The following is a 12,274-nucleotide window of genomic DNA, read 5'->3' on the forward strand; positions in this document are numbered from 1 at the left end:
ACCGCACCCCGGCGGAACGGGCATGCGTCAACGAACACCACCGAACACCAATCACCACAACAGGAATCACCACACAACAGGAAGGAACCTCGCAGATGAGGGAAAGGAACCATATGGGCGCGAAGCCGGCCCGACGGCTCGCCCGACGGCTGACCGCCGCCGGCGCCGCCGTGGCAATGCTCGCCGCCGCGTTCGCCGCCACGCCGGCCGCGTTGGCCCAAGGGACGGCCGCGGGCGCAACCGGTCAGAAGACCGCCCGGACCGCCGCGAAATCGACCGCGACGCAGCAGGCGTCAGGCAGCGACGTCATCGCCATCGCGTTCCAGAACAACTGGAACTCCGTTGCCGCGGAATGCACGCAGACCTACGGGCCGGAAGGCGTGGGCTACGTGCAGGTCTCGCCGCCCAACGAAACCATCAAGGGCACGCCATGGTGGACGTCCTACCAGCCGGTGAGCTACAAGCTCGATTCCAAGCTCGGCACCGAAGCCGAATTCCGCAACATGATCAAGGTGTGCAACGCCGCGGGCGTGCGGATCATCGCCGACGCGGTCATCAACCACACCACCGGCGCCGACCAGGGCGCCGGCACCGGCGTGGCCGGCAGCGCCTACGACGGCGACGGCGACTTCCCCGCCGTGCCCTACACCAAGGAGAACTTCCACAGCTGCACCAAGAACATCGGCGACTACACCAACGCCGACGAAGTGCAGAACTGCCGCCTGACCAGCCTGCAGGACCTGGACACCAGTCAGGAGTACGTGCAGGACAAGCTCGCCCAATACATGGCCGACCTGCTGGACATGGGCGTCTACGGCTTCCGCGTGGACGCGGTCAAGCACATCGCCACCGAGGACGTGGCCGCCATCAAGGCCAAGCTCGCCGAGAAGACCGGCCGTGACGCGGACGGCATCTTCTTCGAGCAGGAGGTCATCGGCAACGCGAGCGAGGCCGCCGCCATCCAGCCGGGCAACTACGTGGCCAACGGCAAGGTCTCCGAATTCAACTTCACCAACCACCTGTCCGTGGCGTTCAACGGCGACATCGCCGACGAATCCACCGGCCTCAAGGCCGTGGGCGGCAGCGGCTGGGTGGATTCGGACAAGGCCGCCGTGTGGGTCACCAACTGGGACACCGAACGCGGCTCCGCCCTCACCTACAAGAAGGGCTCCAAATACCTGCTCGCCAACGCGTTCATGCTCGCCTACGACTACGGCCAGCCGCACATCTACTCCGGCTACTACTTCGAGAACAACGACGACGGCGCGCCCGGCGCCACCGACACCTCCGTGCCGGACGTGACCTGCCCCACCGACGGCTCCATGACCGCCGGCACCTGGCAGTGCGCCCAGCGCTGGACCGCCATCCGCGGCATGATCGGATTCCATAACGCCGTCTCCGGCACCAAGGTCACCGATTGGAAGACGTACGGCAGCAACATCGTGGGCTTCGGCCGCGGAGCCAAGGGCTATCTGGCGCTCAACAACAGCGACAAGGACGCCGAGCTCACGTTCTCCACCTCGCTGCCCGCCGGCGAATACTGCAACGTGTACGCCACCGGCGACTGCTCGCAGACCGTCACCGTGGGCGCCGACGGCACCTTCACCGCCACGCTCGGCAAGCACAACGCCATCGCCCTGTACGCAGGCGCGACCAAGGGCGAGTGGACCGGCACGAACGCCACCGACCCCACCGACCCCGACCTCGGCGTCAACGACGCCAGCAAGCAGGCCGCGACCGACACCAGCCGCACCATCTACTACCGTCTTCCCGAAGGCTGGACGCAGGCCTACCTGCATTACGGCATCGGCGAGAACTGGGCCACGCAGGGCCACGAGCTCATGCAGGACGCCGGCGACGGATGGGTCAAGCTCACCGTGGACCCGGCCGGCGAAGCGTTCGAATACGTGTTCACCGACGGCGGCTCGAACTGGGACAACCCCGCTGGCGGCGGCAACTACACCGCCAAAGGCCATTGGACCGCAGTGGCGGACCATGAAGCCAAGTCCGGAATCCCCGAAGCGCTACAAGGCGACTACCAGCCCAAGACGCGCGTGATCGTCCACTACAAGCCGGCCGTGGACGACGCGGATGCGGACTCCCGCGGCGTCTACCTGTGGGGCACGGACAAGGACGGCGCCACGCTCGACGGCCAATGGCACACGTTCACCGGCAACGACGCCTACGGCAAGGTCTTCGACCTCACCGTGGACGGCGCATACGACGCCGGCAAGATCGGCGTGATCGTCACCACCGAAGGCTGGAACAAGGTGGGCGGCGACCGCATGATCGACGGCTCCAACGGCACCGCCGAAATCTGGGTGGACGGCTCCCAGCCGGACACCACCCTCACCGCCGCGCCCGAAGGCCACGCCAAGCAGGCCGACCGCATCGACGTGACCATCCACTACCACCGCACCAACGACGACTACGCCAGCGAGGACGGCCTCAAGGCGTGGGATATCTGGGGATGGGCCGACGGCGTCAACGGCGCCGCCCACCCGTTCACCACGCACGACGACTACGGCCTGACCGCCACCTACACGCTCACCGGCAGCGGCCTGACCAAACCGCAGTTCATCGTGCGCTACGGCGGCGACGCGTGGGAGGCCAAGGATCCGGACGGCAACGACCGCACCATCCCGCAATCGGCCATCACCATGAACGCGGACGGCACCGCCCGCGCCGAGATCTGGCTCGTCCAGGGCGACGCGACCGTCTACACGAACGGCACGCTGTTCAGCGCCAAGGGCGCGATCACCTCGGCCGAGATGACCGATTTCACCACCATCACCGCGAAGCTCAACAAGACCATCGACGCCTCCACGCTGCCCGGCGCGGTCACGCTCGAAGGCGCGAAGGTCAAGAGCGTCAAGGCGGACGGCGCCACCGTGACCATCACCGTGGACGGCGAACTCGACGTCACCAAGACGTACACGCTCGCCATCGACGGCTACGGCACGAAACGCGTGAGCGTGGGCGCGCTCGTGCGCACCGACGCCTTCGACAAGAAGTACGCGTACGACGGCGACGACCTCGGCGCCACCTGGACCAAGGAGAAGACCACGTTCAAACTGTGGGCGCCCACCGCCACCTCGGTGACCCTGCGCGCCTACAAGTCCACCGACCCCTCGTCCGGCGTGGTGAGCGTGCGCCAGTCGCTGGCGGCCTCCGGAGACAAGGGCGTGTGGACGTTCGCCGTGGACGGCGACCTGTCCGGCTACGCGTACGACTACGAGCTCTCCTTCGCCGACGGCACCGTCAACGTCTCCGCCGACCCCTACGCCACCGCCGCCGTGGCCAACGGCGCGCGCTCCGTGGTGCTCTCGGACGCGCAGCGCGGCAGCGCCGGCAAGCGCATGGCCTCGTTCTCGAGCCCCACTGACGCCGTCATCACCGAGGCGAACGTGCGCGACATGACCATCTCGCCCACCTCCGGCGTGAGCGAGAAGAACCGCGGCAAGTACCTCGGCTTCGTGGAGGAAGGCGCCACCGTCAACGGCGAGACCGGCAAGGACGCCACGCCCTCCGGCGTGGACTACCTCAAGAGCCTCGGCGTGACGCACGTGCAGATCATGCCCGTGTACGACTTCGGCTCCGTGGACGAGACCGGCGACCTGTCCTACAATGCGCCCGGCTCGCAGAACTGGGGCTACGACCCGGTCAACTACAACGTGCCCGAAGGCTCCTACTCCTCCGACCCGACCGACCCTTCGGCCCGCGTCAAGGAGATGAAGCAGATGGTCGAAGGCCTGCACTCCAACGGCCTGTACGTGGTGATGGACGTGGTGTACAACCACGTGTACAACGCCTCCACGCACGCGTTCAACCAGACCGTGCCCGGCTACTACTTCCGCTACGACGCCAACGGCAACCTGCTGAGCAACTCCGGCTGCGGCAACGACGTGGCCTCCGAACGCGCCATGGCCCGCAAGTACATCGTGGACTCCGTCAAGTACTGGGCCACGCAGTACAACGTGGACGGCTTCCGCTTCGACCTCATGGGACTGCTCGACCAGACCACCATGAAGCAGGTGCGCGCCGCGCTCGACGAGATCGACCCCGGCATCCTCGTCATCGGCGAAGGCTGGGACATGACCGACGCGCTCGGCGACCAGGAGACCACCCAGGCGCACGCCGCGAACGTCAAGGGCGTGGCGTTCTTCAACGATTCCATCCGAGACGCCATCAAGGGCAGCGTGTTCTCCGACGCCGACACCGGCTTCATCACCGGCAAGGCCGGCCAGGAGGGGCTCATCGCCTCCAACATGCTCGCCTGCCCGAACGGCAGGTCCGGGATCGGCGACGCCGCGCGATGCGGCAACGCCGACTACGCGGACGCCGGACAGGTGGTGCAGTACGTGGAGATCCACGACAACCTCACCCTGTACGACAAGCTCGTCAAGAGCGCGCCGAACGATTCCGAGGAGACGCGCCTCGCCCGCGCCAAGCTCGCCGACGCCATCATCCTCCTCTCGCAGGGCGTGACCGACATGCAGTTCGGCCAGGAGTTCCTGCGCACCAAGGGCGGTGACGGCAACAGCTACAACGCCGGCGACGCGGTCAACGCCGTCGACTGGAACCGTGTGGTCGAACAGGCCGATTCCGTGGACTACGTGCGCGGGCTCATCACGCTGCGCAAGGCCATCGGCGCGCTCCACCTGAGCGACTACGCGGACATCGCGGCGAACATGACGGTCATCGCCCAATCGGACGGCGTGGTGGCCTACCGCCTCACCAGCGGCAAGGACACGTACGTGGTGGCGCTCAACGCCAACGGTTCCGCCGCGCGCGTGACCGGCGTGGACGCGGGCGAGTACACCGTGCTCGCGGCCGACGGCAAGGTTCTGGGCGCGGGTGCCGCTGCGGGTGCCGCGGGCGCTTCGGCGGGTGCCGCGACCACGCTCACCGTGGGCGAGGACGGCCTCGAGGCCGGCGCGCTGTCCGCCACCGTGCTCAAGGCCGGCGTCTCCGACGGCGGTTCGGACGGCGGTTCCGGCGATGGCGACAAGGGCGATGGCGACGGGTCCGGATCGGAGAACGGTTCCGGCGATACCGGGGACGCCGATAAGGACGATTCCGGCAAGAAGCCGTCCAACGGCAAGCCCGGCGCGGACGGCAAGGCTGACGGTCTGTCCAAGACCGGCGCATCCGTGGCCGTCGTCGCCGGGGTGGCGGTCCTGGCCGTGGCGCTCGCCGCCGTGGGCCTTGCGCTCAGACGCCGCAAGGCGTGAGGGCGTGACTGAGGGCGGCCGACGTGGTCCAGTCGATTCGCCGGTGACGGCCGGACGCGTGATGGCCTTGAAGGTCCGATGCGCGTCCGGCGCGTCGTCCGGCGTGTGTCCGGCGTGTGTCCGGCACGTGTCCGGACATCCGATTCGTGTCCGGTCGACTTGGCCCGGCCACGTTGGCCCGTCCTCCTTGATCTGGCCGCTTTGCCCGTCCTCTTTGATCCGGCCGATTTGATGTGGGTCCGATTCCGTGAGCCGTCACGGGACCGGGCCCACATGGCGTTCGGGGATGATCGCCGTGGCGTTCGGCGTCATCGCCGTGCAAAACCTGCGCGACACGCGCTCAAGATTGTGTGTGGGAATCGGGAATAGAACTTGCGGTCAAGAAGTTGAGTGGTGTAGGCTCAAGTTTTGGAAGGTCCGAGGAACGGTCATCCGAAACTCGGGCGAGGAACGTACGAACATGGCGCGCCCACCGCGGGCCGCCGGCCGGCATCGTCGGATGACGGCAGGAACCGCGGCGAGCACGCGAACACACGAAAAGGAGCACACATTATGGCACGTGCAGTTGGCATCGATCTGGGAACCACGAATTCCTGCATCGCCACCCTCGAGGGCGGCGAACCCACCGTCATCGTCAACGCCGAAGGCGCGCGCACCACGCCGTCCGTGGTCGCGTTCAGCAAGTCCGGCGAAATCCTCGTCGGCGAGGTCGCGAAGCGTCAGGCCGTCACCAACGTGGAGCGCACCATCTCCTCCGTCAAGCGCCACATGGGCACCGACTGGACCGTCGAGATCGACGGCAAGAAGTGGACCCCGCAGGAGATCTCCGCGCAGATCCTCATGAAGCTCAAGAGGGACGCCGAAGCCTACCTCGGCGAGCCCGTCACCGACGCCGTCATCACCTGCCCGGCGTACTTCAACGACGCCCAGCGTCAGGCCACCAAGGACGCCGGCAAGATCGCCGGCCTGAACGTCCTGCGCATCATCAACGAGCCGACCGCGGCGGCCCTCGCCTACGGTCTTGAGAAGGGCAAGGAAGACGAGCGCATCCTGGTCTTCGACCTCGGCGGCGGCACCTTCGATGTCTCCCTGCTGGAGATCGGCAAGGACGACGACGGCTTCTCCACCATTCAGGTGCAGGCCACCAACGGCGACAACCACCTCGGCGGCGACGATTGGGACCAGAAGATCATCGACTGGCTGGTCACGGAAGTCAAGAACAAGTACGGCATCGACCTGAGCAAGGACAAGATCGCCCTGCAGCGTCTGAAGGAAGCCGCGGAGCAGGCCAAGAAGGAGCTCTCCTCCTCGACCTCCACCTCCATCTCCATGCAGTACCTCGCCATGACGCCCGACGGCACCCCGGTCCACCTCGACGAGACGCTGACCCGCGCCCACTTCGAGGAGATGACCTCCGACCTGCTCGGCCGCTGCCGCACCCCGTTCAACAACGTGCTGCGCGACGCGAACATCTCCGTCGGCCAGATCGACCACGTGGTGCTCGTCGGCGGCTCCACCCGTATGCCGGCCGTCAAGGAGCTCGTCAAGGAGCTCACCGGCGGCAAGGAAGCGAACCAGTCCGTCAACCCGGATGAGGTCGTCGCCGTCGGCGCCGCCGTGCAGTCCGGCGTCATCAAGGGCGACCGCAAGGACGTCCTGCTCATCGACGTGACCCCGCTCTCCCTCGGCATCGAGACCAAGGGCGGCATCATGACCAAGCTCATCGACCGCAACACCGCCATCCCGACCAAGCGTTCCGAGGTGTTCTCCACCGCCGAGGACAACCAGCCGTCCGTGCTGATCCAGGTCTACCAGGGTGAGCGTGAGTTCGCGCGCGACAACAAGCCGCTGGGCACCTTCGAGCTGACCGGCATCGCGCCGGCGCCGCGTGGCGTCCCGCAGATCGAGGTCACCTTCGACATCGACGCCAACGGCATCGTGCACGTGTCCGCCAAGGACAAGGGCACCGGCAAGGAGCAGTCGATGACCATCACCGGCGGTTCCGGCCTGCCGAAGGACGAGATCGACCGCATGGTCAAGGAGGCCGAAGCCCACGAGGCCGAGGACAAGAAGCGCAAGGAGGACGCCGAGACCCGCAACCAGGCCGAGGCCTTCGCCTACCAGACCGAGAAGCTCGTCGCCGACAACAAGGACAAGCTCTCCGACGAAGTCGCCAACGAGGTCACCGAGAAGGTCAACGCCCTCAAGGAAGCCCTCAAGGGCGACGACATCGAGAAGGTCAAGACAGCCCAGAGCGAGCTCATGACCTCCGCGCAGAAGATCGGCCAGGCCCTCTACGCCCAGCAGGGCGCGGCGGACGCGGCCGGTGCCGCCGGTGCTGCCGGTGCCGGTGCGTCGGGTTCCGCCTCCAACGGCGGTGACGACGACGTGGTGGACGCCGAAGTCGTGGACGACGACAAGGACAACAAGTAAGGTCCCGTCCGATGGCTGAGTTCAACAAGGACGATTACCTGAACGACCTGCCGACTGAGCCGTATGGCGGAAGCTCCAGTGGAGCTTCCGCAGGCGAAGGGAGCGGCTATGCCGCGACGGACGGGCGTAGCCCGTCGGACGACGCGAAGAACGCCTCCGCGTCGTCGGCCCCGGCCGACACCCCCGCCGACGCGGCAGCCGCCTCGAACGGCGCCGCCGGCGCTTCCGACCCCAAGGGCGATACGAAGGCCTCAGATCAGTCTGGCACCGCCGAATCCGGCAACGCCGAAGGCAAGCCCGCCGAAGGCGAAGGCGAGACCAAGACCGAGAGCAAGGGCGACGGTTCCGACAACACCCTGACCCCGCTGGGCCAGGCCAAGAAGGAGGCGGCCGACTACCTCGAGGCGCTGCAGCGCGAGCGTGCGGAGTTCATCAACTACCGCAACCGCGCCAAGAAGGAGCAGGAGCGCTTCCGCCAGCACGGCATCATCGACGTGCTCACCGCGCTGCTGCCCGCGCTCGACGACATCGACCGCATCCGTGCCAACAGCGAGATGGACGACTCCTTCAAGGCCGTCGCCGCGAAGATCGACAAGGCGTTCGAGAAGTTCGGCGTCGAGAAGTTCGGCGAGGCCGGCGAGGACTTCGACCCGACCCGGCACGACGCGATCCTGCACAAGCCGGACGCGTCCGCCGAGAAGGAGACCGTCGACACGGTCGTGGAGGCCGGCTACCGCATCGGCGACCGCGTGATCCGCGCCGCCCGCGTCGTCGTCGCCTCCCCGAGCAACTGACCATTCGGCTCCCCTCGCAACAGAGGGGAGCTGTTTCATACGAGATACGGCTCATACGACATACGACTCATACGACACATACGACTCACGAAAGGAGACATGAATGGCTGAGAACGAATGGCTGAACAAAGACTTCTACAAAGTCCTTGGTGTCTCCAAGGACGCCACCGACGCCGAAATCACCAAGGCCTACCGCAAGCTGGCCCGCAAATACCACCCCGACCTCAACAAGACGAAGGAGGCGGAGGAGAAGTTCAAGGACATCTCCGAAGCCTACGACGTGCTGAGCAACAAGGGCAACCGCCAGAAGTACGATGCGATCCGCCAGTTCGGCATGGGCGGGGCCCGCTTCGCCGGCGGTTCCGGCCAAGGCGGCTTCGACGCCTCCGGATTCTCCGACATCTTCGGTTCGATGTTCGGCGCGGGCGCCGGCGCCGGCGGCATGGGCGGCAACGGCTCGCGCATCCGCTTCTCCACGTCCGGCGGCGGCAACCCGAACCTCAACGACATCTTCTCGATGTTCGGCGGTGCGGGCGCCGGGGCCGGTTCGCCCTACGGCGCGTACGGCGATGCCGGCGGCTACGAGGAGGCCCCGCGGCCCGAACGCGGCAAGGACCGCAACTCGAAGATCACCCTGACCCTGCGTCAGGCCGCCAAGGGAGCGACCGTGTCGCTGTCCGTGGACGGCTCCAAGTTCAAGACCCACATTCCCGCCGGAGTCAAGGACGGCCAGAAGATCCGCTTGGCCGGCAAGGGGCATGCGGGCGTCAATGGCGGCAAGCACGGCGACCTGTATCTGCAGGTCAACGTCAAGCCCGACGACCGCTTCACGATGCGCGGCCACGACCTCGTCGTGGACCTGCCCGTGAGCGTGGCCGAGGCCGTCGCCGGCGCGAAGGTCGAAGCGAAGGACATCGACGGCGAGACCGTCACGTTCAAGGTGCCCGCAGGCTCGTCCAGCGGCACCGAAGTGCGCGTCTCCGGCAAAGGCGTGCAGGCCGGCAACACGCCCGGCGACCTCGTCGGCCGCGTGATGATCCAGGTGCCCGCCAAGCCGGGACTGGTCGTCAAGCACGCCGCCAAGGAGTTCGACAAGGCCGCCGGCGACTACGTCGAACGCTGAGGGGCCGGAAACGGCACAGTCTCATACAGGTTCAGGAGGTGAATGATGGCGAGAATCGCACGTGAGATACGCCAGCTGTACGCGATGTGCGCGGCGGCGCTCGTACTCGGCCGCGCCGACCTCGACGGTGCCGACGAAGCCGGCTTCGACCTCGAACTGCCCGTGTTCACCGTCGGGCAGGCCGCCGCCATCGCCGACATCCACCCGCAGACGCTCCGGCAGTACGACCGGGTCGGCCTCGTCACGCCGCAACGCACGGAAGGCGGCGCGCGGCGCTACTGCCTGCGCGACATCGACCGTCTCGTGCAGGCGCAACGGCTCAGCCAGTCGGAAGGCATCAACCTTGCCGGCGTCACGCGCATCCTGAACCTGCAGGAGGAGAACCGGCAGCTGCGCCGGCAGATTCGGCGTCTGCAGGCGGCCGGCGAGGAGAGCGTGTTCACCGCCGGCCGTGACGGCGACATCGTCGAAATGCAACGGTCGAACTCCGCGCGCATGTGGCGTCGCGCGATCCGCACGCAGACGCGCGCATTGCCGGGGCGCGCGCCGCGCCGCACCGGAATCGACCCGGACTCGAAGTCCGTCGTGCTGTACGGTTTCGGAGCCTGAGGCCGCTCGGACTCGCGGATTGCGCGATTCCGGCGGTCCTCCGAACGATTCCGCAACGATTCGTGTCGTGCCTGTCGCGCTGATTTGGTGAGATGGGAAGCGGAACGGCCGTCGGCGCGCACCTGTCGCCGGCAGCCGCCGACAGGTCGACCGGACGGAGGAAATATGCAGCTCAAAGCCGTGTTCTGGGATCTCGACGGCACGCTCATCGATTCGGAGCCGCTGTGGCATGCGGGCGAGTTCGAACTCGCCGAAGCCAACGGCGGCCATTGGAGCGAAGACCTCGGCTGGCAGTGCTCCGGCACGCCCGTACCCGACGTGGCGCGCAAGATGATCGAACACGGTTGCACGCTGAGCGTCGAGGAGATCGACAAGCAGCTCAAGGACTACGTGTTCAACGCCGAAATCGCGCACCTGCCGTGGATCGACGGCGTGCTCGACGTGCTGCGCTCGCTCAAGGACGCGGGCGTCCCCTCGATGCTCGTCACCACGTCGCCGCGCCGCATGGCCGACAACATCATGAAGCAGTCGGACGGCCTGTTCGCCGGGTACGTGTGCGGCGACGACGACGCCAAGCACAAGCCGGATCCGGCGCCCTACCTGCTCGCCGCGTCGAAACTCGGCATCGCGCGCGAAGACATGGATCATTGCGTCGTGTTCGAGGACACGCCCGTCGGCATCGCCGCCGGCGTCGCCTCCGGTGCGACCGTGATCGCGCAGACCTGCACGATCCGCACCGACACGACCGGCCTCGGCCAGTTCGATTCGATCGACGGCTACGCGGGCGTCACCGTGGACGTGATCGACGGCTATGTGCGCCGCCGCCTCGCGGCGTAACCGCGCAGTGTGATTCCCAAGCGTCTTCTTACCGGGCTGCTGGTAGGGTGATTGACGGTTTTCGGATACGTGTCTGCCGGGCGATCATCCGATGCGTCGGTGGCCTGCGGTGCGGGCGGCAACACCGCGCACGGCAACCCGGTGGGCCGATTCGTAAGGTATTTCCGTAAGGTAACAGGACTTATAGGACTCACACTCACATGGGCTTCATTCACTTTATCGTCGAACTGCTGAAGGATCCGCGTGCCGCCATCGCCGGATGGATCGCGATGGGCGTGGCGCCGACGCTCGGCTTCATCTTCCTCATCGTCTTCATCGAAACCGGCGTTGTCTTCTTCCCGTTCCTGCCGGGCGATTCGCTGCTGTTCGCAGCCGGCGTGTTCGCCGCGCCCGACGCGGCCACCGGCAAGGTGGCGCTGCCGCTGCACTACCTGCTGCCGGTGGTGTGGTGCGCGCCGATCATCGGCGACCAGTGCAACTACTTCATCGGCCACTTCTTCGGCCGTCGCATCATCGCCTCCGGCAAAGTCAAGGCCATGACGCCGGAACGCATCGAGAAAACCGAGAAGATGATCGAGAAGTGGGGGCCGCTCGCCGTGTTCCTCGGCCGGTTCTTCCCGTTCATCCGCACGTTCATGCCGTTCATCTCCGGCATCTCCGGCATGCGCTGGCGCCGGTTCACGCCGTTCAGCGTGCTCGGCGGCCTCATCTGGTCGTCGCTGTTCACCTTGCTCGGCTACTTCTTCGGCAACATCCCCGCTGTGCAGGAGCACTTCGAACTCGTCATCGTGCTCATCCTCGCCGTCTCGCTGATCCCGACGATCGTCGGCCTGATCAAGGCGAAGTTCGGTAAGAAGAAGAGCGGCGACGCGGACGATGCCGGCTCCGAGGCGGATGCGGCGCATCGTCCGCCGCAGCACGTCGCCGCGTGAGCTCTCCGTGTGAGCTTCCACTGTCGGTGATGACGCGCTCGCCGATTCCGGGCGTGTCGAGTTGCGAATTCGCGAACGTCGACTAATATGGGGCGAGTTGTCCTGCGAAGCAAGACAACAAACCACGGGGCTGTAGCTCAGTTGGTAGAGCGCTTCGTTCGCATCGAAGAGGTCGTGGTTTCGATTACCATCAGCTCCACAAACCCTCCGGATTCCACCCCGGAGGGTTTTTCTATTTCGTATCTAACCCCTGTGTTGGTTGGTCAACGTCGGCTTCGCCTCCCTGAGCCTACAAACAACGGGTTATAGGAA

General features: G+C 66.4%; 7 protein-coding genes and 1 tRNA gene. All 8 read left to right on the plus strand.

Annotation, left to right across the window (positions count from 1 at the left end):
* The first annotated feature begins 113 nt into the window (after positions 1–113).
* The 8 genes from pulA (at position 114) to BFAL_RS10095 (ending at position 12,161) form a co-directional block, all read left to right on the plus strand.
* The gene (gene pulA, locus BFAL_RS10060) at positions 114–5,234 is read left to right on the plus strand and encodes a type I pullulanase (protein WP_055428243.1); all 5,121 of its coding nucleotides are present in this window, start codon (positions 114–116) and stop codon (positions 5,232–5,234) included.
* 552 nt (positions 5,235–5,786) lie between these two features.
* Positions 5,787–7,667: a molecular chaperone DnaK gene (gene dnaK / locus BFAL_RS10065; RefSeq protein WP_055428244.1), complete on the plus strand. Its 1,881-nt coding sequence runs from the start codon at positions 5,787–5,789 to the stop codon at positions 7,665–7,667.
* 11 nt (positions 7,668–7,678) lie between these two features.
* Positions 7,679–8,461, plus strand: coding sequence for a nucleotide exchange factor GrpE (gene grpE, locus BFAL_RS10070; RefSeq protein ID WP_055428245.1), 783 nt, complete (start codon positions 7,679–7,681; stop codon positions 8,459–8,461).
* Positions 8,462–8,564: 103 nt separating this feature from the next.
* Positions 8,565–9,584: a DnaJ C-terminal domain-containing protein gene (locus BFAL_RS10075; RefSeq protein WP_055428246.1), complete on the plus strand. Its 1,020-nt coding sequence runs from the start codon at positions 8,565–8,567 to the stop codon at positions 9,582–9,584.
* A 45-nt stretch (positions 9,585–9,629) separates the two neighbouring features.
* Positions 9,630–10,193 (plus strand): heat shock protein transcriptional repressor HspR, encoded by a 564-nt coding sequence (locus BFAL_RS10080; RefSeq protein ID WP_055428251.1) that lies wholly within the window; start codon positions 9,630–9,632, stop codon positions 10,191–10,193.
* A 165-nt stretch (positions 10,194–10,358) separates the two neighbouring features.
* The gene (locus BFAL_RS10085) at positions 10,359–11,030 is read left to right on the plus strand and encodes an HAD family hydrolase (protein WP_055428247.1); all 672 of its coding nucleotides are present in this window, start codon (positions 10,359–10,361) and stop codon (positions 11,028–11,030) included.
* A 200-nt stretch (positions 11,031–11,230) separates the two neighbouring features.
* Complete coding sequence (locus BFAL_RS10090; protein ID WP_055428248.1) at positions 11,231–11,962, plus strand: DedA family protein; 732 nt, start codon at positions 11,231–11,233, stop codon at positions 11,960–11,962.
* 126 nt (positions 11,963–12,088) lie between these two features.
* Positions 12,089–12,161 (plus strand) — tRNA-Ala (locus BFAL_RS10095).
* The last annotated feature ends 113 nt before the right edge of the window (positions 12,162–12,274 follow it).

This window comes from Bifidobacterium aesculapii (assembly GCF_001417815.1).
GTDB classification, from domain to species: domain Bacteria; phylum Actinomycetota; class Actinomycetes; order Actinomycetales; family Bifidobacteriaceae; genus Bifidobacterium; species Bifidobacterium aesculapii.

Excerpts from the sequence above, each read along its gene's own strand:
- BFAL_RS10085 (WP_055428247.1), top strand. The coding sequence starts at position 10,359 with ATGCAGCTCAAAGCCGTGTTCTGGGATCTCGACGGCACGCTCATCGAT.
- BFAL_RS10075 (WP_055428246.1), top strand. The coding sequence starts at position 8,565 with ATGGCTGAGAACGAATGGCTGAACAAAGACTTCTACAAAGTCCTTGGT.
- pulA (WP_055428243.1), top strand. The coding sequence starts at position 114 with ATGGGCGCGAAGCCGGCCCGACGGCTCGCCCGACGGCTGACCGCCGCC.
- dnaK (WP_055428244.1), top strand. The coding sequence starts at position 5,787 with ATGGCACGTGCAGTTGGCATCGATCTGGGAACCACGAATTCCTGCATC.
- BFAL_RS10080 (WP_055428251.1), top strand. The coding sequence starts at position 9,630 with ATGGCGAGAATCGCACGTGAGATACGCCAGCTGTACGCGATGTGCGCG.
- grpE (WP_055428245.1), top strand. The coding sequence starts at position 7,679 with ATGGCTGAGTTCAACAAGGACGATTACCTGAACGACCTGCCGACTGAG.
- BFAL_RS10090 (WP_055428248.1), top strand. The coding sequence starts at position 11,231 with ATGGGCTTCATTCACTTTATCGTCGAACTGCTGAAGGATCCGCGTGCC.